Source organism: Conexibacter sp. S30A1 (assembly GCF_023330665.1).
Classification (GTDB): domain Bacteria; phylum Actinomycetota; class Thermoleophilia; order Solirubrobacterales; family Solirubrobacteraceae; genus Palsa-465.
Window position 1 is genome coordinate 2,826,394 of record NZ_CP097127.1, and the last position, 19,584, is coordinate 2,845,977.

19 protein-coding genes and 1 tRNA gene are annotated in these 19,584 nt (G+C 66.2%); 12 read left to right on the forward strand and 8 right to left on the reverse strand.

Annotated elements, in window-relative coordinates; all coding sequences use genetic code 11:
• Nucleotides 1–973 precede the first annotated feature (973 nt).
• On the reverse strand, nt 974–3,205 hold the full coding sequence (locus M3M54_RS13595) for a recombinase family protein (protein ID WP_249019580.1): 2,232 nt from the start codon (nt 3,203–3,205) through the stop codon (nt 974–976).
• Nucleotides 3,202–3,459, reverse strand: a complete 258-nt coding sequence (locus M3M54_RS13600; RefSeq protein ID WP_249019581.1) for a hypothetical protein — start codon at nt 3,457–3,459, stop codon at nt 3,202–3,204. The genes M3M54_RS13595 and M3M54_RS13600 overlap by 4 nt, the downstream gene beginning before the upstream one ends.
• A gap of 161 nt (nt 3,460–3,620) precedes the next feature.
• Here M3M54_RS13600 and M3M54_RS13605 point away from each other — a divergent pair, with 161 nt between their 5' ends.
• From M3M54_RS13605 to M3M54_RS13650, 10 genes are all read left to right on the forward strand, one after another.
• Nucleotides 3,621–3,890, forward strand: coding sequence for a hypothetical protein (locus tag M3M54_RS13605; RefSeq protein WP_249019582.1), 270 nt, complete (start codon nt 3,621–3,623; stop codon nt 3,888–3,890).
• A 29-nt stretch (nt 3,891–3,919) separates the two neighbouring features.
• Nucleotides 3,920–4,726, forward strand: coding sequence for a reverse transcriptase domain-containing protein (locus M3M54_RS13610; RefSeq protein ID WP_249019583.1), 807 nt, complete (start codon nt 3,920–3,922; stop codon nt 4,724–4,726).
• Nucleotides 4,727–4,972: 246 nt separating this feature from the next.
• Nucleotides 4,973–5,905: an isoaspartyl peptidase/L-asparaginase family protein gene (locus M3M54_RS13615; protein ID WP_371878678.1), complete on the forward strand. Its 933-nt coding sequence runs from the start codon at nt 4,973–4,975 to the stop codon at nt 5,903–5,905.
• Nucleotides 5,906–5,950: 45 nt separating this feature from the next.
• On the forward strand, nt 5,951–6,268 hold the full coding sequence (locus M3M54_RS13620) for a M55 family metallopeptidase (protein WP_249019585.1): 318 nt from the start codon (nt 5,951–5,953) through the stop codon (nt 6,266–6,268).
• 100 nt (nt 6,269–6,368) lie between these two features.
• Nucleotides 6,369–7,739, forward strand: a complete 1,371-nt coding sequence (locus M3M54_RS13625; protein WP_249019586.1) for an IS1380 family transposase — start codon at nt 6,369–6,371, stop codon at nt 7,737–7,739.
• 219 nt (nt 7,740–7,958) lie between these two features.
• The gene (locus tag M3M54_RS13630; protein WP_249019587.1) at nt 7,959–8,489 is read left to right on the forward strand and encodes a M55 family metallopeptidase; all 531 of its coding nucleotides are present in this window, start codon (nt 7,959–7,961) and stop codon (nt 8,487–8,489) included.
• Nucleotides 8,490–8,568: 79 nt separating this feature from the next.
• Nucleotides 8,569–8,766, forward strand: a complete 198-nt coding sequence (locus tag M3M54_RS13635; protein ID WP_249019588.1) for a hypothetical protein — start codon at nt 8,569–8,571, stop codon at nt 8,764–8,766.
• A 375-nt stretch (nt 8,767–9,141) separates the two neighbouring features.
• Entirely contained in the window at nt 9,142–10,329 is a 1,188-nt protein-coding gene (locus tag M3M54_RS13640) for an ice-binding family protein (RefSeq protein WP_249019589.1), read from the forward strand.
• 32 nt (nt 10,330–10,361) lie between these two features.
• Complete coding sequence (locus tag M3M54_RS13645) at nt 10,362–11,123, forward strand: L,D-transpeptidase (protein ID WP_249019590.1); 762 nt, start codon at nt 10,362–10,364, stop codon at nt 11,121–11,123.
• A gap of 992 nt (nt 11,124–12,115) precedes the next feature.
• The gene (locus tag M3M54_RS13650) at nt 12,116–13,300 is read left to right on the forward strand and encodes a hypothetical protein (protein WP_249019591.1); all 1,185 of its coding nucleotides are present in this window, start codon (nt 12,116–12,118) and stop codon (nt 13,298–13,300) included.
• A 163-nt stretch (nt 13,301–13,463) separates the two neighbouring features.
• Here M3M54_RS13650 and M3M54_RS13655 read toward each other — a convergent pair.
• Nucleotides 13,464–13,536, reverse strand: a tRNA-Val gene (locus M3M54_RS13655).
• Between the two features lie 189 nt (nt 13,537–13,725).
• Here M3M54_RS13655 and gndA point away from each other — a divergent pair.
• The gene (gndA, locus tag M3M54_RS13660) at nt 13,726–15,207 is read left to right on the forward strand and encodes an NADP-dependent phosphogluconate dehydrogenase (RefSeq protein ID WP_249019592.1); all 1,482 of its coding nucleotides are present in this window, start codon (nt 13,726–13,728) and stop codon (nt 15,205–15,207) included.
• Between the two features lie 31 nt (nt 15,208–15,238).
• Here the strand turns inward: gndA and gnd are convergent, their stop codons facing one another.
• From gnd to M3M54_RS13685, 5 genes are all read right to left on the reverse strand, one after another.
• On the reverse strand, nt 15,239–16,258 hold the full coding sequence (gnd, locus tag M3M54_RS13665) for a phosphogluconate dehydrogenase (NAD(+)-dependent, decarboxylating) (protein WP_249019593.1): 1,020 nt from the start codon (nt 16,256–16,258) through the stop codon (nt 15,239–15,241).
• A 113-nt stretch (nt 16,259–16,371) separates the two neighbouring features.
• The gene (locus M3M54_RS13670; protein WP_249019594.1) at nt 16,372–16,755 is read right to left on the reverse strand and encodes a hypothetical protein; all 384 of its coding nucleotides are present in this window, start codon (nt 16,753–16,755) and stop codon (nt 16,372–16,374) included.
• Nucleotides 16,752–17,621, reverse strand: a complete 870-nt coding sequence (locus M3M54_RS13675) for an MIP/aquaporin family protein (RefSeq protein ID WP_249019595.1) — start codon at nt 17,619–17,621, stop codon at nt 16,752–16,754. Before M3M54_RS13675 ends, M3M54_RS13670 begins: the two co-directional genes overlap by 4 nt.
• 44 nt (nt 17,622–17,665) lie before the next feature.
• Nucleotides 17,666–18,796: a quinone-dependent dihydroorotate dehydrogenase gene (locus tag M3M54_RS13680; protein WP_249019596.1), complete on the reverse strand. Its 1,131-nt coding sequence runs from the start codon at nt 18,794–18,796 to the stop codon at nt 17,666–17,668.
• Nucleotides 18,797–18,826: 30 nt separating this feature from the next.
• Complete coding sequence (locus M3M54_RS13685) at nt 18,827–19,111, reverse strand: hypothetical protein (protein ID WP_249019597.1); 285 nt, start codon at nt 19,109–19,111, stop codon at nt 18,827–18,829.
• Nucleotides 19,112–19,282: 171 nt separating this feature from the next.
• Between M3M54_RS13685 and M3M54_RS13690 the strand changes: the two genes are divergently transcribed.
• Nucleotides 19,283–19,564 (forward strand): glutathione S-transferase N-terminal domain-containing protein, encoded by a 282-nt coding sequence (locus M3M54_RS13690; RefSeq protein WP_249019598.1) that lies wholly within the window; start codon nt 19,283–19,285, stop codon nt 19,562–19,564.
• The last annotated feature ends 20 nt before the right edge of the window (nt 19,565–19,584 follow it).

Here is a 19,584-nt window from a genome sequence, read left to right on the forward strand (position 1 = left end):
TTGGGCTGAGCGGGGTGTCGAGAGCCTCTTTGGAGGGAGCAAGCGCGTGGGCTGGGATTGCAGCCTCGTTAGAGAAACAATTGGGGAGCCGAGCCGCTCATTTCACGGTGAAGGCCATGTCCGTCACGTCCGATCCAGAAATGGTGTGGCGGGTCCCTGCGGGGTAGGGAGACTTGCACGCGCGCATGGTCTGATCGCGGAACACGGGAGGCCCGTCTGCCTGGCCTTGTCAGGCAAAGACCGCTTGTATAAGCCGATGGTGAAATCGAGCGGAGGGCAGCGGGAGTCCGACGGGGTCGTAGTAGTGATGACCGGCGGAAAGGTAAAAGCGCCGGTAGCGAAGGGCCCTGACTTTGATCATGGTTGTGTGGGAGGTAAGCGTTAGGGCATGGTTGCTGTAGAGCAGCCCAACAACCCTGGCAGGCTTTTGCCTGTTGGCCCGGCCGGTGAGCTTTTGCTCTGCGGTGGGGATGCGCGAGAACTTCAGCGCAAGCTATGGGTGGCCGCCAAGCGGTCCCCGGATCGCCGTTTTCATGCTCTGTTTGACCGGATCTGGAGGAGTGACGTCCTTCGGGAGGCATGGGAGCGGGTGTGCAGGAACAAGGGCGCTGCCGGGATTGACCGGCAGACGCTTGATGCGGTCAAGGAGCACGGGGTGCAGCGTCTGCTTGCAGAGCTCCAGTCTGAGCTTCGGGAGGGGATCTATCGTCCGTTGCCGGTTCGGCGGGTCCAGATTCCCAAGCCGCAGGGTGGTAGGCGGCCGTTAGGTATTCCGACCGTGAAGGATCGGGTTTGCCAGCAGGCCGCAAGGATTGTGCTTGAGCCCATTTTTGAGGCGGACTTTCAGCCGTGCTCGTTTGGGTTCCGTCCGCGACGGTCAGCGACGGATGCGAAGGAGGTGCTCCGCAAGTCGTTCATTGAGGGGTATCAGTTCGTTTTTGAGGCTGACATCCGGGACTATTTGGAGCCATCGTCACACTGCCTTTGCGTTCATGGGGGTGGTGTCGAACAGGGTGTTTTCGGCGTGTGGGACCAGTATTCGCAGGCCTTTTCGGCGTCCGTTGCGGACGTGGATGGCTTCAAGCTCGCCGCGCTTGACACGTTGCAACACGGTTTGGCGGGAGACGCCGAGGGCGCGCATCGCGTCGAACATCGGTATGTATCCGGGTGGGGCGTCGTCGACGAACAGGGCGCGGAGCTGGTCGTTGACACGGATCCGCCATGGTGCGCCGGGGGTGTCCTGTTCGCCGCGGATGACCCCGTCGTGGAGCCAGCGGTGGATTGTGGAGGGTGCGACGCCGAGCTGTTCGGCGGCTTTGGCGATCGGGAGCAGCTCCCCGTCGGGCGGGTCGGTGGCTGGCTGGTAGGCGGGGATGTGGCGGTAGCGGCGCAGGCCGCCGACGATGATCTGGGTGAACCGCTCGCCGGTGGCGGAGCGGCGGCCTTGGCGGTTGAGGATCCCGGCGATCGTGCCGTCGTCGTAGTGGGTCGCGAGGCGTGTGAGCAGTTCGATCGTGTCCTCGTCGGTGCGGATCGTGGGCTGGTGGCGTGGCAACGGGACCGTGAGCTCGGTGATCGCGCCGCCGTGCCAGCGGATCGTGACGGTCGCTTGGTCCTTGTCGCGGTCGACGTTGAGGATGACCTCCTCGATCAGGCAGCGGATCAGTTGTTTGCGGTCACGGTCACTGGTGGTTGGGGCGGACCACACGCGCCCGAGGTCGGTGCCGAGCGCAAGCAGACCTTCGCGCTCTTGTTTGGTGAGGGTGCGCGGGTGTTGTTGCTGGCGCAACGCAAGCTCCGCCTCGGCTTTGGCGAGTTCTTGCAGCGCGCTCTCCCAGTCACGCTCCAGGCCGCGGGCGACGAGCCGGTTCTCAGGCTCGACCTGTCGGTAGCGGCGCTCAGCCTTCTCGGCCCGGTAGCGGGCTTGCTCGAGTTGCAGGCGCCACTGCTTCAGCGCGGCATCATGGTCGTGCTCGAGCGCTTCGGCCGCGATGATCGCGGCCTTCACACCGGCTGGGGTGAGCGCCGCCAACAGCGCCCCGGCGACAGCCTGGTCGATCTGCATCCCGCCGACACGCATGCACCAGCTGCCGCGGTTCTCTACCAGGATGCTGGCGGGGCAGTGGTAGTTGGGGCGTTGCTGCCCGCGTTTGCCCTGGTAGTGGACCTTCAGTTTCCGTCCGCAGCGGCCGCACACAGCGATCCCTTGCAGCAGCGCTTGGCCTTCGCGGACCGCGCCGCCGGGCTCGTGCGCGCGCGGACGGGTGTTAGCGGCGATCCGCTCACGGTTTGCCTGGTAGGTGGCCTTGTCGATGTAGCCGGGGTGATGCTCCCAGATCAACACCCCCCATTCTGCCTGGGGAAGGCGACGCAACCGCTGACGTGTGTTGCCGTGCTCATCGACATAGCGCTCACGGCGGGTTTTCCCGAACGCGTAAGCGCCAGCATAAACGGGGCTCTCAAGCACGCTGTGGATCTGATGGTAGGTCGGGGTGACCCACCGCAGCTCGTCGTGCTCCCAGCGACGCAACGGGAACTTCACGCCCTCACGACGCATCCACAACCACACCTGGCGCACCGACCCGAGCTCAGCGAACCGGTCAAAGATCGTCTGGATCGCACCACGGATCGCCTCGTCGGGATCGAGCAGAATCTCGCCTTCCTCCTCGCCCCAGATAAGCCCGACCGGCAGCATCTTGCGCAGCTCCCCCCGCTGGGCCTTGTTACGGATCCCGCCGTTCAAACGGGCCCTGAGGACGTGCAGCTCAGCCTCCGACATTGTGCCTTTCAGGCCGAGCAGCAGCCGGTCGTTGAACGAGCCGGGGTGATAGAGCCCGTCGCTATCACCGATCACGGTGTCGGTCACCCCACACAGGTCCAAAAGCCGGTACCAGTCAACGTTGTTGCGCGCCAACCTGGAGACCTCCAGGCCGAGCACCAGGCCGGCGTGCCCGAGCGCGACCTCCGCCGCCAGCCTGGCAAACCCGGAGCGGTCAGACATGCCGGAGCCGCTGATCCCGAGGTCCTCGTCGATCACGACGACCTGCTCGCGAGAGAACCCCAGCTCGATCGCGCGCTCAACCAGCGCGTACTGGCGGGCGGTCGACTCCGTGTTGCGTTCCAGCTGCTGTTGAGAGGACTGGCGCAGATACACGAACGCCTGACGACCCAGATGCGAGCCGGTCAGCTTCTGACGCTCGCTCATCGCCCAAGCCCCGAACGCCGATCCGCAAGCTCGGCCAGCTCAAGCAAACAGAACGCCAGCCTGCGCGCCTCATCCGGGCGCAGATACGCCAACACCGGCAAGCTCGGCTCAAGCAATGAGCCGAACTCGTCACACCTCTCCCCAGTGTCCTCATCGCTCAGGCACACCGTCACCAGCTCCAAGCCACCACCACCGACCCGGCTGATCGTCCTGCCATCCAGACGGGTCAGCACACGCTCCCGGTACTCGCTCATCGCCGCCCGCCTCGGTCGCGACCGTCTGCGCGATCAACGCTGCCAGCACGCTCACCGCGGTCTGACGCTGCTGCTCGCCGACCAGCTCCCACAACACCGCCGCCGGTGCCGGACTCTCGGCCAAATCCAGTCGCAGCTGCACGATCGATCTCCTCGCAACCATGATCATCGCGCTCGCCCAGGACGACACGCTCAACCAACGGCGCCAGCACCCGCCGGGTGGCCAGCAAATCCTCAAGCAAACACAGCATCCCTGTCCCGACCGGCTCCGGCACGGCCTGCAGATCGGTCCACGCTGCCGGGACCATCAAATGGCTGGCGTCCGGAAGGACCAGGATCAGCTCCAGCCGCCCACGCCGGTGCATCCAGCCCATCAGTTCAAGCGGCTGTCCCTCCCACGCATGCGCACGCCGAACGATCCGCACCGTTGACGGAAAGCCATCGAGGTGGGTCTTGTGTCGTGTCTTCCTTCTCCTCGATCGAGCACGAGTGTTTGCTTGCGCTTGTCGCGGAGCGGGTTTCGGACAGGCGGGTGGTCAAGCTGATCCGTTTGTGGCTCCAAGCGGGGGTTATGGATGATGGGCAGTTCTCGCGGTCGGTTGCGGGGACGCCCCAGGGCGGGGTGGTTTCTCCGTTGCTGTCAAACATCTATCTCCAAGCGCTCGATCGGGCGTTTGCTGATGAGGCTCACGGCAGACTGATCCGCTATGCGGATGATTTCGTCGTGGCTTGTCGCAGCAAAGCTGATGCCAGCGCAGCACAACGGTTGGCGGCGGACGTTCTCGCCAGCCTGGGTTTGGGGCTGCACCCGGACAAGACGAAGATAGTTGACCTACGAGAAGGCCGGGAAGGGTTTGATTTTCTCGGCTGCCATTTCCATGCTCGTGTGTCGGGTCGTTTGCTGGAGCGCGGCGTTCGCCGCTACTACCTCCAGCGGTGGCCTTCCCAACGGGCGATGGGTCGGGTTCGTGCCAGGGTCAAGGCCCTGACCGGACGCGGCCGGGTCGGGGCAGACCTCCGTGACGTGATCGCGGATCTCAACCCGATCCTGCGTGGGTGGGGCAACTACTTTCGAACCGGGAACGCCGCTATCAAGTTCAACCAGATCGACTCCTATGTCGTGTTCAGACTCCGCAAGTTGATGGTCAAGCGTTATGGCCGCAACCTCAAGCCTGGACAGACGTCGGCCTGGACACGCGAGTTCTTCGAGGCCCTGGGTCTCTATCGCTTGCGTGGCACCGTTCGATACCCGGGGGTTGCGTTGTGACCATCAGGACGATCATCGGTAAGCCGTGTGCGGGAAAACCGCACGCACGGATTGAAAGGGGAATGGGGAAACAGGCCCTCGCGGTACTGCGCCCCTGACTACGAATGCTCGCGGTCAAGCGTGCCAACCCACAGCTCGGTCTACGCGGTTTCAGGTGCCAGTGTGAGTTCGCGGGCTGAGCGGTCGCCGGGACGGCCCGCTACCGAACACGACGCTCCGGGCGCGCACTCCCCGTTCTCGCTCGCGATCCACGGCGGCGCCGGGGCGCTCAGCCCGTCGCGCCTGAACGGCCAGCTCGAGGCCGCCTACCGGGCCGGTCTCGCCGCCGCTCTGACCGCGGGCTACAGGCTCCTGGTTGCAGGCGGCAGCGCCGTTGATGCGGTCACGCAGGCCGTTGTGGTGCTGGAGGACAACCCGCTGTTCAACGCAGGACGCGGTGCCGTCTTCACGTCGGCCGGCGAGGTGCAGCTCGATGCTGCGGTCATGAACGGTCTGGACCGCTGCGCTGGTGCCGTGGCCGCGGTCGTGGGGCCGCGCAACCCGGTGCTTGCCGCCCGGGCGGTGCTGGAGCTCTCCGACGCGGTCCTGCTCGTGGGCGAGGGCGCGCTGAGCTTCTGCCGGGCTCACGGCATCGCACTCGAGGATCCCAGATACTTCTACACGGAGCAGCGCTGGGAGGCGTTGCAGCGAGAACTTCACCGACGCCGTCACGGCGGTCGCGACGATCGCGACGATGCTGACCGGCACGGGACCGTTGGCGCCGTGGCGCGCGATGTCCGCGGCAATCTGGCGGCGGCGACATCAACCGGGGGAATCACGGCCAAGGCACCGGGCCGCGTCGGCGACACGCCTGTCTTTGGTGCGGGCACCTGGGCTGAGAACGGGACGTGTGCGGTCTCGGCGACCGGTACCGGCGAGGTGTTCATTCGCCTCGGTGCGGCGCACGAGATCGCCGCCCGGATGCGGATCGGCGGGCAGCCACTGGCGCAGGCGGCGGCTGACGTCGTCGCCGAACTGCAGGTTGCCGGTGGCGATGGGGGCCTCATCGCAGTCGATGCGGCCGGCGCCGTCGTGATGCCGTTCAACTGCCAGGGCATGTATCGCGGGCAGATCGGTGCAGATGGGGTGCCCCGAGCGGCGATCTACCGCGAGCAGCTGACGGTCGTCAATGGTGCGTGAGCACGCCGCTCTGGCGCACGAGCCCTGTAACCCAACGAGGTAATCGTGAAGATCTTCATCTCCTCAGACATCGAAGGTACAGCGGGCATCGTCGACTGGCAGCAGGTGATCGGACCCGGACCTGAGTATGAGATGGGTCGCCGACTGCTGACCGCCGAGGTGAACGCGGCAATCGACGGCGCCACTCAGGCGGGCGCTGACTCCTTTGTCGTCAATGACTCGCACTGGACGATGCAGAACCTCAAACCTGACGAGCTTCACCATGACGCGTCCTATCTATCGGGCAGGCACAAGCCGCTGTACATGATGGAGGGCCTGGATGGGACCTTCGACGCAGTCTTCATGGCCCGGATCTTGCATTAAGTAGTCGCGCCCCGGGCTTGCCGGGGCGCGAGAACGTCCGCCTGAGCAGCGAAAATGTGGGTTACCACGCTCACGTTTCCGGTTCAGGAGGTTCACCCATATGGTGCAGCATGAAGGGCTGCTGGCAAAGGTAGATGTTCGGGCGGACGGCGCCGGTGTGGCGGGGCATGTCGGCAGCGCGCTTTTGGCTGGGGTGGCGGACCGGGTTGGGCTCACACGAGCGCTGTCTGTGGCGATGGCACCCAGTCGCCGGCGGCGCTCCGCGCACGACCCGGGGGTTGTTTTGCGTGATCTGGCGGTGATGCTTGCTGATGGCGGGGACTGTTTGGCGGATCTCGGCGCGTTTCGTGACCAGCCTGACCTGTTCGGGAACGTGTGCTCTGACTCAACAGCGTTTCGGGTGATCGACTCGATCGATCAGGAGTGTCTTGCCCGGTTGCGTGACGCGGTCGCGGTCGGCAGGGCCCGCGCGTGGGAGATCGGCGCAAGACCGGAGCGTTCACTGGCACGCTGGCATAACCGGCCGGAGCGGACCGTGATCGACATCGACGCGTCGCTGACCACCGCGTACTCGGAGAAGGAGCAGGCGCACGGGAACTTCAAGGGCGGCTACGGGCATCATCCGCTGCTTGCGTACCTGGACGGGACCGGGGAGGCGCTCGCAGGGATCTTGAGGCCCGGGAACGCGGGGTCGAACACCGCCAGCGATCACAAGCAGGTTTTGGATCTCGCGCTTGCGCAGCTGGATGAGAAGGCGCTTGATGGGGAGATCCTGGTCAGGGCTGATGGTGCCGGCTCAACACATGAGCTGTGCGTTTACTGCCGTGAGGGTGATCTGCGGTTCTCGTTCGGGTTTGACCTCTCCCAGCCCGTTCGTGAGGCGATCATCGCGATACCTGAGAGCGCCTGGGAACGGGCGCTCCGTCGGGACGGAACAGAGCGCGAGCATTCCTGGGTGGTTGAGATCACCGATCATGTCGACCTCTCCGCATGGCCTGAGCGCTCCAGGCTGATCGCCCGTCGCACCACCCTTACAGACGGTGATCAGCAGTCCTTCGCAGACCATGACGGCTATCGCCTGGCGGTGTTCATCACCGACCAGCAAGACGGCGACATCCGCCAGCTTGACCTGACCCATCGTGGCCACGCCCGGGTTGAGGACCGCATCCGCCAAGCGAAGGACTGCGGGCTGCGTAACCTCCCGTTCCGCCAGTTCGCCAACAACCAGGTGTGGCTCTGGCTCGTGATGCTCGCCCAGGACCTGATCGCCATAACCCAACAACTCTGCCTCAAAGACCAGGCACGTCGCTGGGAGCTCAAACGACTGCGCTACCGGCTGCTGCACCAGTCAGGCCGCATCAGCCGTCACGCCCGCCGCAGCGTGCTGAGACTCTCCGGCTCCTGGCCGTGGTCAGCACAGCTCGCCGCCGCGTTTGCGCGTCTGAAAGCGCTCGAAGCCCCCACGGGCTGACCCACGCGGCGCTGCTCAGCGCCACGGCCACCCCACCGACGATCACTCCCGCGACACCCCGGGCGTCAGCCTGCCCAAAAACAACACCCCACACCGCCCCGGGCACCGTGAGCGCGCCGAAAACCGATCCGTCAGCAGCCAAAGAGACCCCGCGCCACCCGCACCAACGCTCCCGCGCCCCCCTGACAACCAACCCAGCCGCTTACTGCAAGATCGAGGATGGTCGCCTACCACGGCGGCGTCAGTGCCGACCGTGCCGTGTTGTCACACACCTTCAACCCGCGCGCGGTCTGGAACGTGCGGCTAAGCGGTGTCGAGGTCGGAGAGAGCGCGCTGAATGCACTGGTCGCGCTTCACCATCGTGTGCCGGTCATGCTCATCACCGGCGACCAGGCGACCGCCGAGGAGGCGGCTCCATTTCTCCCATCCGCCGAGCGGGTCGTGGTCAAGCGTTCTCTCAGCCGCTCTGCGGCTGAGAGCCTGCATCCGCGGCGCGCCTGTGAGCTGATCCGCGAAGCGGCCACCCGCGCCGTTGACCGAGTCGCTGAAGCTGAGCCACCAGCGATCAGGCTGCCGGCCACGATCGAGATCACGTTCCTGACCGCCGACATGGCCGAGATGGCCAGCTGGCTTGACGGGGTGAGTCGCACGAGCACGCGCGTCGTCACGTTCTCGGGCGAGCACCCGCTGCGGCTCTATCAGACTTTTGTCACCGTGATCATGCTCACCCGTGCCCTCGTGGATACGTGAACGGCCACGACCGAAGCCGCGTGAGTGTCTGCGGGGGCGGACCGCTGAGCGCTCCTCGCTGATCGATGTGGGTCCGGCGATGGCGGGCCTGGTGTTCAGCAGCCAGGTTCTCGGCGCTGTCGCGATCGAGGTCGCTGCGCCTGGGGAAGTGCTGGCGCGCCTGACTGTCGGTGTTCGCGTTGCTGCCGCTCTGCTACAGACGGTGAGCCTCACACTAGAACACGCAGGCGCCCGCGGTGGCCGCGACCTGCTCATGGCCTACCCTCCCGGTGCCTGATCCTAGGTCAGTGTCCGGCGCAACCCCTTAGTGATTGCGGAGAGCTTGAGCTCAAGTGCGTAGGTCAGCGTCCGGGCGCCCTGCCCGCCGTCCAAGTTCAACAACACCACAAACCTCGTTTTGTGCTCAACCAGTGTCCCGATTGCTCAGGTGGTGCCACGCACTCCGGCCTCAAGCGCTCGTTACACCGCGGCTGCTGACGTCCACGAACCGTACCTCAGAAGGCTCCCAACCGCGTGTTATACTGACAGGCAGGTAGGTAGGGATTGTCTGCACGCCGCTGCTTGTGAACGCAGCTGACTCCGGACGGCCACCTCAAAACATCTGCGCGGGACCGCACCGACAACTTGCCCTCCCGGGAACGGGAGTTGTCGCATGAGAAGCAACACGCAACGTCGGCCACGAGGCACGATGTCGACCTGGGGCGGAAGGCGGCGGCTGTGGCTGTTTGCGCTGCTCCCGTTACTGGCGCTCGCCTGGCCCGCATACAACGCGTACGCCGCCCAGGCACCTGTGGGTTTAGGCACGGCAAGCAGCTTCGCCGTGCTGGCCGGCTCGACTGTGACTAATACCGGCCCATCGACGCTGAACGGTGACCTCGGCCTGAGTCCGGGCACGGCCATAACGGGCTTCCCACCCGGGAATGTGAACGGCACCACCCACGTGGCGGACGCCGTTGCGGTCCAGGCACAGTCGGATCTCACCACCGCTTATAACGATGCGGCCGGGCGCACTCCGGTCGTAACGGTGACCAGCGACCTCGGCGGCCAGACGCTCGCGCCGGGAGTCTACAACTCAGCGTCCTCCCTTGGACTTACCGGGACGTTGACACTAGACGCGCAAGGCAACCCGAACGCGGTCTTCATTTTCCAGGCTGGCTCGACGCTCACCACCGCGTCTGCGAGCGCGGTCAACCTGATCAATGGAGCCCAGGCGTGCAATGTCTATTGGCAGGTCGGCAGCTCGGCAACCCTTGGAGCCTCATCGGTGTTCGTCGGCAACATCCTCGCCGACACGTCGGTATCGCTCAATGACAACGTCACCGTCTTCGGACGCGCGCTCGCGCGCAACGGCGCCGTCACGCTCATCGATGACACGATCACGCCGTCGGCGTGCGCAACAGCCGGCGGCACGACCTCCACCAGCACGACCGGGACGAGTTCCACCGGGGCGCCGGTGACCGGAACGGGTGGCGGGAAGGCCAAGCGCACGCACGCCGGTACCGCTTTGCTGGCCACGATCCCGCGCGCGGTGGGCAACGGAATCGCCCGCCACGGTACGAGCCGGCGTGTCCGCCAAGCCTTCCGAGTTGCCGTGACCGGACGCCATATCCGCCTCGTGGTGTTCTCTCTAGGACGCAGGGTCATCGCCAGAGAACACCGGGGGCCGTTCCGCGCGAGTGTGGGCGCCGTCGGTGGGATTCGTCTGATCACCGCGCGTGTCAGCTTCATGGACGCGACGCACGCCAAACTGCTCCACATTCGTTACAGGGCCTGCGCGGCAGCCAAGCTCAAAGGATCACCTCCCGCCCAGCCGATCACCGTCGTCGGGTTCACAGGTTGACGACCGCCAGAGCGTGCAACGGGTGACCACTGATGGCTAGCCCTTACGTGAGGGAGCGGCATGGCAGGCTTTGGAGGGCGCTGTGGGCCATCGTCGGTTCGCTCGCAGTCAGCCTCGCGCTGATCGGCGCCGCGCTCGCAGAGCCGGCGGTGGCAGGCGCGCGGGTAGCGAAACAGCAGCTGGTCGCGGTCCTGACCGCGAACGAAGCGGTGCGTGCCGCACCAAATGGTCGGCGCATCGCAATCGTGCTCGCCCGAAGGCCCCTGACCGGCGGGCCCACCGTGCTGCCGATCCTCTCCCGGACAGCCGACCGCAGCGGTCGGACCTGGCTGCGGGTGCGGCTGCCCGGCCGTACGCTCGGCACTCGCCCGCCGCCCGCTTCGGGCTGGATCAACGCTGCGCAAACGCAGCTTCGCGTGACGCTCTGGCACATCGTTGTCGATCTCGGTTCCCGGACGGTGACCGTCTACGACGACGGACATTCGGTGCGGCGCTTTTCGGCGATCGTCGGCAAGCCCTCAACACCCACCCAACCGGGTCAGTACTTCGTCGAGGAGGATGTCATCCTCTCAAGCGGACAGCCCGGCGGTCCCTTCGCGCTGGCTACAAGCGATCGGTCGGCGGTCCTCAAACAGTTCGACGGCGGGCCTGGGCAGATCGCCATCCACGGGCTCCAAAACCTCGGTGGGCGTCTGGGAACAGCGGAGTCGCACGGCTGCGTCCGGCTCGCCAACAAGAACATCACCTGGCTTGCCAAGCGCGTTGGCGCCGGCACGCCAATCACGATCAGTTAGTTCCGATGGTGGCCGCGGCCGAGACCAGAGCCGGGGCGACGCATGGCCTCGGCCTCGCGGAGAAGCCCGCACACCGACCGCGTGACCGGCCGAAGGCGGGCAGGGTCACGGGGGAGGTGCCAAGGCCGCGCGGCAAGAGCCTCAGGGTCTTCCGAAATAGCGTTCGCGCGCCTGCCGGGCCGCCGGGTGTGGCTAGAACCACGCGGACTCCGGTCAGCGCGACTGGCATAGACGGATTATGAGATTGCTGGTCGGCAGCGCGAGGTCTGGCTGACCCACGGGCCCGTCGCGACCGCTGTCGGCAGGGGGAGGCTCACGCTTCTGACCGGAAGCCGACAGAGCAGACGTCGCGCGGCAGAGCATCACCGCCGCGAACGCCGCGCTGGCCGTACCGAGCTGTCGAATCCGTAGGGCGCCTCGGACCGGGGACGCTGGGAGGGTGAGCTGATCAGCGACGCTTGGAACCGATCTGCGATCGGGCTCTTGGTTGAGGGCAGACCCCGGTCCATGCTGTTGCTTGACTTGGCCGGTGCCAAGGCGCTGGTGGCTCTCGCGCGGTGCTCGTGCAGCGGGTCTGCTCTCCGCTTGGTAGCCATATCGGGCGACCGAGCGCCAATCCGTCACGCTGATCCGTCAAAAATACGCAATACGAGGTAATTCCTCGATGGGCGGTGAGGGGCTCGAACCTCCGACGTCCTGCGTGTAACGAGTGGGCGGTCGCGATCCGGGCCCGGGAGGCGTGACGGATGCTCAATGTTTACCGGGCTCGGCTTGTGGCTGACGGTCGAATGAAGATGCAATCGTGGCGGCTGACGCTTCCATAAGGCTTTCATGAGAGCCACAGGAACGAGGAATCTGATCGTTAGTGAAAGTCGCCTGGTCGGTGCAAGCAGAGTCTCGTCGATCTGCTGATGCCGCGGAGCGCCATCGCCGAGATGCGTACCGGCCTGCGAAACAAAATAGTTTCGCTGGCCGGTACAATCAATGGACTGATGGCAGCACTCAACCCGTTTATCTGGGACCGGCCGCTGGACGACCCGGCGAAGATCGTCGGCATGGACGCGTTCGCGCAGCAGGTGGCGTTGACGCTCAAGGGTCAGACGAACGTCGCGCTGTTCGGGCCTCGTGATACCGGGAAGACGACGTTCACCAACCAGCTCGCGTTGGAGCTCGGCCGTGACCACGGTCCGGATGCGCCCGCGTTCGACGTTGTAAAGATCAATCTTCAGCGTGTCGTGAGCATCCCCGGCTTCATCGGCTGCGTGCATGACGCCCTGTCGGCTCACCCTGACCGTCACCTGCGGCGCTCGGCGCAACGACAGTTCGAAGCTCTGGAGAAGGAAATCGGCTTCGACATCAAGGTGATCAAGGGGAGCGTCAAAAGCGTGGCGCGTACCACCGAGCAGGACGCGGAAGCACTTCACGCCCAGCTTGTGAGCATGCGCAAGCTTTCCAACCATCTGGTCGTGATCTTCGATGAGTTTCAGCGACTGGCTCACTGTCCCGGGGATCCACTCGCGGTGATCCGCTCCGCCCTAATGAGCTCCGGGGCCAACCATGTGTCGTTGCTCTTCACTGGCTCGATCCGGACCGTCCTCCAGATGATGCTCGAGGACTCAAGCCAACCGCTGTTCGGTGAGGCCGCGCAACTGCAGTTGCCGGTGATCGGGCGAATCGAGTTCCTGGAATACCTCGAATTTCAGTTCCAGGCCACCTCAAAGCCAGCCGAAGAAGCGGCCTTGGAGCATCTACTCAACCTAACGGCCGCTCATCCACGGCGAACCCAGCAGCTCGCCTGGGAATGCTGGAACGAGACGCGGCCCGGGAGACCCGTTCAGTTGCAGACCGTGATCGACGCCCACAACGACCTAGTTCAGACAATCGAGCGTTCAGAATTTTCCGCGATGCTGGACTTGCTCATTAGCGGCGATGACGGCGAGGTCAACGAGGTTCGCGCGCTACAGATGCTCGCTGATCGAGGAGGGCAAAAGCTCACCAGCCGGCCGCTGGTCGCGCGCTATGGCTTCTCAAGCGCCGCTCGGATCAAACCGACGCTGCTACGCCTCCAGCGGCGCGGATTGATCGACGAGCATCGCGGTGTTTGGCGAATTGTCGACCCCTTCTTCGAGGAGTGGCTGCGCCGTTCTTCCCCACTCGCCGACACCTATCCGGAGTAGCTCGAGGTTTCGCCTGGCGGTACCGTTTTGTTCTGTCTTCCGAAACCTAGCCGGAATAACTGCGAACAGTTTGGCTTCAAAAAGGCCTCCAGCCCGGCCCCCGGCCAATGCCGCACGACCTTGCCAGAGCCCGCATCGCCCGTGACCACGAGCAGTTCAGCGATGGGCGGTGAGGGGCTCGAACCCCCGACATCCTGCGTGTAAAGCAGGCGCTCTACCAGCTGAGCTAACCGCCCGTGTGCAGCGCGGTGAGAGTGTAGGTCGTCGGCGCGGCCGTTCGGAGTCGCGCGTCGTGGCTGCGCGCAACGGTCCGGGCGGATATGGTCCCGCTGGGAGCGTGCCCGGCCCCGGTCGCCAAGGCCGTCGGGGCCCGGTCTGCACGCCAGCCCACGATGTGACCACCGACTCGCAGACAGGAGCAGATCATGAGCGACAGCGGCGACGTGCAGCGTACGGACACCTCTAACACGGGTCGTGCCGCCATCGGTGTCACCGGCCTGGCGACCATGGGACGCAACCTGGCCAGGAACCTCGCGCGTAACGGCTACACGGTTGCGCTGCACAACCGCACTCAGGCGCGCGTGGACGCGCTGGTGGAAGAGTTCGGGAATGAGGGAGACTTCATCCCCACGACCTCGATTGAGGAGTTCGTCGCAAGCCTCGAGCGGCCGCGGGCGATCATCATCATGGTCAAGGCGGGAGCGCCGACCGACGCGGTGATCGATGAGCTGGTTCCGTTGCTGGAGGAGGGTGACATCGTCGTTGACGCCGGCAATGCCCACTTTGCAGACACCGCCCGGCGCGAAGCGGCGCTCGCGCAGCGCGGCCTGAACTTCGTCGGCACCGGGGTGTCTGGCGGCGAAGAGGGCGCGCTGCACGGTCCGAGCATCATGCCCGGCGGCAGCGAGGCCTCCTACCGGAAACTGGGCCCGATCTTCGAGCGCATCTCCGCCCACGTGGATGGCGAGCCCTGTTGCATGCATGTTGGCCCAGGCGCGGCCGGCCACTTCGTCAAGATGGTGCACAACGGCATCGAGTACGCCGACATGCAGCTGATCGCTGAGGCCTACGACCTGATGCGCGAGATCACCGGGGCCTCGCCGCAGCAGCTCGCGGACGTCTTTGCTGACTGGAACACGGGCGAGCTCGAGTCGTTCCTGATCGAGCTGACGATGCAGGTGCTGGCTCACACAGACGACGAGACCGGCCGGCCGTTCGTCGACATCGTTCAAGATCAGGCCGAACAGAAGGGCACGGGACGCTGGACCGTGCAGAGCGCGCTCGACCTGGGAATCCCTGTCACCGGTATCGCCGAGGCGACCTTTGCCCGCTCGTTGTCAGGGCATGTCGAGCAGAGGTCGCTGGTGCGCGAGACCTTCGGCGCTGCGGTCAACCCTCAGGAGCTCGATGCCGGCGAGTTCATGGAGGACGTGCGCAGGGCGCTGTATGCCTCAAAGATCGTGGCCTATGCGCAGGGTTTCGACCAGATCAGGGCAGCATCCGCAGAATATGGCTGGGCGATCGACCTGGGCCGGGTGGCATCGATCTGGCGCGGCGGATGCATCATTCGCGCGTGGTTCCTGAACCGGATCCGTGAGGCCTACGACGAGCAGAGCGAGCTGCCGACCCTGCTCGCCGCCCCCTATTTCGCTGACGCCATCAGGGAGAGCACCGACTCATGGCGTCGTGTCGTGGCGAGGGCGGCAGCTGCCGGGGTGCCTGCACCGGCGTTCGCCTCCTCGCTTGCCTACTTCGACGCGCTGCGCCGGCGGCACCTGCCCGCGTCTCTGATCCAGGGGTTGAGGGACAACTTCGGCGCGCACACCTATCGGCGCACCGACAGGGATGGCAGCTTCCACACTCTGTGGGCGGAACCATCGCGGCGGGAGGTGGCCGCCGGCGACTGAGGCGGCGCGCCCATCGCAGGCGGCCTGGCGATCACGAGTCCTTTTCCGCGTGCCCGCCGAACTGCTTGCGCATCGCCGAGAGCAGCTTGTCGGCATAGTCCGCGTTGCCGCGTGAGCTGAAACGCGTGAACAGTGCGGCGCTGAGCGTGTAGGCGGGCACCGCCGCGTCGATCGCGGCATCCACTGTCCACCGCCCCTCCCCTGAGTCCGAGACACGACCATGAAACTCCTCAAGCGCCGGTGAGTCGACGAGCGCCGCTGCGGTCAGGTCGAGCAACCATGACGCGATAACGCTGCCGCGTCGCCACACCTCGGTGATGGCGGTCAGGTCCAGGTCGTAGGCGTAGTTGCGCTCCGCGCCGGGAACCGGGGCTGTCTCGGCGTCGTGAACCTGCTGTTCTTTGCCGAAGTTCGCCTGGTGCAGGATGTTCAGTCCCTCCGCATAGGCTGCCATGAGCCCGTACTCGATGCCGTTGTGGACCATCTTCACGAAGTGGCCAGCGCCGGCGGGGCCGCAGTGCAGGTAGCCCTGCTCCTCGGTTGACGGGTCGCCGGAGCGACCCGGCGTGCGTTCGATTTCACCGAGACCAGGCGCGAGGGACTTGAAGATCGGATCGAGCAGGTTGACCGCGCCGTCGCTGCCGCCGATCATCAGGCAGTACCCGCGCTCGAGCCCAAACACGCCGCCGCTGGTGCCAACGTCGACGTAATGGATCCCCCGCGGCTCCAGCCTCTCGGCGCGTGAGATGTCATCGCGGTAGTAGCTGTTGCCGCCGTCGATCAGGACGTCGCCCTCTGACACGATTTCCGCGAGCTTGGAGATCGTGTCGTCGGTGAATGCGGCGGGGACCATCGTCCACACCGCCCGGGGGGGCTGCAGTTTCGCGACGAGATCCTCAAGTGAGGTGGCGCCGGTGGCGCCGGTCTCCTGCGCGAGCGACACCACAGCGTCTGAGGAGACATCGAAGACCACCAGCTCGTGCCCGTCCCGGACAAGCCGACGCACCATGTTGGCGCCCATGCGCCCGAGTCCGACCATTCCCAGCTGCATGACTTGGCCTCCAGATTGCTTTGCGGTTCACCGGCCAGCTTATTGATCGCTACCCGGTGCGGCGTCGTTTGTCCCACCGGCCTCGGGATGTGTGGATCGCGGGCCCGAGGGGGTCAGCCGATCTTCAGCGGCACCACCGCGTAGGGGTCGAGCCTGTAGACGAGCGACACGCGGTGAAAACCGTCGGCGATGTCGGAACCGCGCTTGCCGCTCAGCACCAGGACCGGGCTCAGCTCCTCACCTTCCACGGCTTTGATCAGGTCCTTCATCACACCGGGGTCGTCCAGCGGCGCCGGGGTCAGCCCCGCGGCCCGCAGTATGTCGTTGGCGCGTCGGCTTGTGAGCTTGGCGTCCCGCAGGCGCTGCACCGCGTTCTCGACGGCGTCGTCTCCCAGCTTGAGTGATAGGTAGGCCGTGGCGGCCGCGTAGTCGTGATCGGCGACCGTCTGCCTCCACTTGATGTGGACGGCCCCGGCCGGCTCATCCGGCGCAGTCATTCGCCGCTCACCGCCGGGTGCTCGTCGAGGCTCGAGCCGAGCCTGCCCGAGGCCGCGAGCTGCGCCACCCGGTCGCCACCGTTGCCGCGCAGGATCACGGCGGCGCCGACCGCCAGCGCCGCCCCGGCCAGCGGGCCCACGACATATACCCAGAAGGCCCGCCAGTCGCCCGCGACGAGCGCCGGGCCGAGCGAGCGCGCTGGGTTCATCGAGGCCCCGCTCACCGGCGCCGCCCACATCCCGGCCAGCGCTATGTACCCGCCGACGCCGATCGCGCCGATCGCACCCACGTTCTGCGCGGCCGATGCGGTGCCGAGGATCACGCTGACCAGGATGCCGGTGAGCACGACCTCGATCAGCAGCGCCTGCCAGGCCGCGTAGCCCGGCCCTGGAAGCGTCGCGCCGAGGTGGCCCACGTTTCCAAAAACAGCCAGCAGGAAAAGGCCGGCGAGAACCGCTCCAGCCAGCTGCACCACGATGTAGGCGGGCACACGCCGCCAGGGAAAGTCCCTGCGCATCGCGAAGGCGATTGACACGACGGGGTTCAGGTGCGCGCCTGAGACGGCCCCCATGAACAGGATGATCGCCATCACCATCAGGCCGGGGGCGACCACGGCGGCGTTGAGGCTGATCTGACCCTCCGCGTGCAACAGGCCGGCGCCGGCGGCGACCAGCACGAGCATGAAGGTGCCAAGCAGCTCAGCGAACAGGCGCCTGTACTCGAGCCGCGGGTCATTGAACTCAGCCCGCGAGCCGAACTCCAGCCAGCGGCGCTCGTTCTCGCGCCGAAGCTCTGCCGCATGCAGCTCCGCCTTTGACGTGGCGGGCGCTGAGGCCTGTGCTGCTGGATCGCTGCCGCTGACCACGATGCCATTGTCACACGTCAGGTTGACGTGTGGGAAGAGGTTCTTCAGCCGGCTTGAAGGTGGTCCGCGTCAGCCCGCTGTTCGCCGGCCCGCGGGGTCGCCTTCGCCCCGACAAGCTCCTGCAGGGTCTGCGCACCCGCGGCGTGCGTGCGCCGCTCGAGCTCCCGGTTCACGGACCGCGGCCAGGCGGGACCGCCGTAGACGAAACCCGTGTAGGACTGCACCAGGCTCGCGCCGGCGAGCACGCGCTCCCAGACATCATCGGCCGACTCGACGCCACCGACGGACACCAGCACCAGGCGGCCGCCGACCCGCGCGTGCAGCCGTGTGAGCACGGCCAGCGAGCGGTGCTTCAGCGGACGCCCCGATACCCCGCCGCCCTCAGCCCAGGCCTCGCGCGCGACCCGCTCGGCGGGAGTTGCGAGTCCGTCGCGGTCAAGCGTCGTGTTGGTCGCGACGATCCCCGCCAGCCCGAGGTCGACTGCCATGTCGGCCAGCGCATCGATCGCCGTGTCCGCGAGGTCGGGGCTGATCTTCACCAGCAGCGGCGTCGTGCCTGCGGCCTGCATCGTCGCGCGCACCAGTGGCTCGAGCCGCGCCACCGATTCGAGTTCCCGCAGCCCCGGTGTGTTGGGCGAGCTGACGTTCAGCACCAGGTAGTCGGCGAGCGGCGCGAGCGCCGTGGCCGCTTTCACGTAGTCATCGGCGGCCCGCTTGAGTGGGGTCTCACGGTTCTTGCCGACGTTGGCGCCGACGAGCGTCTGGCGCGGGCGACGAGCGAGGCGCCTCGCCGCTGCTTCGGCGCCTTTGTTTGGAAACCCCATCCTGTTCAGCAGCGCCCGGTCGGCCGGGAGTCGCGCGAGGACCGGTGGTGGGTTTGAGGCCTGCGCCATCGGCGTGAGCGTCCCAACCTCGACGAAGCCGAACCCCAGCGCGCCGAGCGCCTCGTAGTGCTCTGCATCCTTGTCCAGGCCGGCGGCGATGCCGAGCGGCGACGGGAAGCGCACCCCGAGCGCCTCGATCGCGATCACCCCGCTCTGCCGGTGGGTGGCTCGCCGCAACCAGCGGCGCGGTCGTGGCCTGCTCGTTACGGCGTCTATGGCGCCGAGCGCGGCCGCGTGCGCGCGCTGCGGCGGGATGCGGCGCAGCACGCTGTCAAAGAGCGCCTCGTACACGGCTCACACGGTAGGACTCTGATCGCGCACTCAGTGCTTGAGCTCGATCTCCACGAAGCTCACCGTGGCATCGGTCGCATTGATGAGGTCGTGCTCCGTGCCGGCGGTACCGGCGTACGGGGCACCGGCAACCTGGCTTCGCTCCAGTTCCGTCCCGTCCGCGTTGATCACACGAAACCGACCGCCGGTGATCGGCACGACGATGTAGTCGAGCTCGTGGCGATGTGCGCCCGTGGAGGCGCCGGGGTCAAAGACCCACGTCGTCACCCGCACGCGATCGTCGTCAACCGAGGTCGTCGCCTGTGCTTGAGCCATCCTGCCTCCATGTTGTTGCGATTACCCGAGCGTGACCGGCTTGCGGGCGCCAGCCCTCGGCGAGGCTGCGGGCGATCCGCGCCGTGCCGATGTGTCCGACTAAAGCGTACGGTGTACCCCCAAACCAAGGTGCGATCGCGAGACCGTGGCGGTCGGCTACTGTGAGGTGGCGTGACCAAGGTCAGACTCCACCGCTGCTCTTACACCTTCCTGCATGTGGACGCCGACGCGTGCTCGCGGCTGCAGAAGGCGCTCGACGAGCAGGGTGTCGATTACGAGGTCGTCAAGCACGGGTTCGGCAAGAGCCAGCGCTCGCGTGCAGAGGTCGTCAGGCTGAGCGGCCAGAAGTATCTCCCGGTGCTGGAGCTCGCCGACGGGACGGTATACCGCGAGGAGACCGACGATATGGTCACCAAGCTCACAACAGGCCAGCTGCCCGGGCCCACGAGCTGAGGCAGCCCGTCCGGCGTGCG

What these genes read in the sequence shown, in the direction of transcription:
- M3M54_RS13640 (WP_249019589.1), top strand. Translation starts at nt 9,142, where the DNA reads ATGAGAAGCAACACGCAACGTCGGCCACGAGGCACGATGTCGACCTGG.
- gnd (WP_249019593.1), bottom strand. Translation starts at nt 16,258, where the DNA reads ATGCAGCTGGGAATGGTCGGACTCGGGCGCATGGGCGCCAACATGGTG.
- M3M54_RS13605 (WP_249019582.1), top strand. Translation starts at nt 3,621, where the DNA reads ATGATCATCGCGCTCGCCCAGGACGACACGCTCAACCAACGGCGCCAG.
- M3M54_RS13630 (WP_249019587.1), top strand. Translation starts at nt 7,959, where the DNA reads ATGGTCGCCTACCACGGCGGCGTCAGTGCCGACCGTGCCGTGTTGTCA.
- gndA (WP_249019592.1), top strand. Translation starts at nt 13,726, where the DNA reads ATGAGCGACAGCGGCGACGTGCAGCGTACGGACACCTCTAACACGGGT.
- M3M54_RS13645 (WP_249019590.1), top strand. Translation starts at nt 10,362, where the DNA reads ATGGCTAGCCCTTACGTGAGGGAGCGGCATGGCAGGCTTTGGAGGGCG.
- M3M54_RS13600 (WP_249019581.1), bottom strand. Translation starts at nt 3,459, where the DNA reads ATGAGCGAGTACCGGGAGCGTGTGCTGACCCGTCTGGATGGCAGGACG.
- M3M54_RS13635 (WP_249019588.1), top strand. Translation starts at nt 8,569, where the DNA reads ATGGCGGGCCTGGTGTTCAGCAGCCAGGTTCTCGGCGCTGTCGCGATC.
- M3M54_RS13625 (WP_249019586.1), top strand. Translation starts at nt 6,369, where the DNA reads ATGGTGCAGCATGAAGGGCTGCTGGCAAAGGTAGATGTTCGGGCGGAC.
- M3M54_RS13685 (WP_249019597.1), bottom strand. Translation starts at nt 19,111, where the DNA reads ATGGCTCAAGCACAGGCGACGACCTCGGTTGACGACGATCGCGTGCGG.
- M3M54_RS13670 (WP_249019594.1), bottom strand. Translation starts at nt 16,755, where the DNA reads ATGACTGCGCCGGATGAGCCGGCCGGGGCCGTCCACATCAAGTGGAGG.
- M3M54_RS13595 (WP_249019580.1), bottom strand. Translation starts at nt 3,205, where the DNA reads ATGAGCGAGCGTCAGAAGCTGACCGGCTCGCATCTGGGTCGTCAGGCG.
- M3M54_RS13650 (WP_249019591.1), top strand. Translation starts at nt 12,116, where the DNA reads ATGGCAGCACTCAACCCGTTTATCTGGGACCGGCCGCTGGACGACCCG.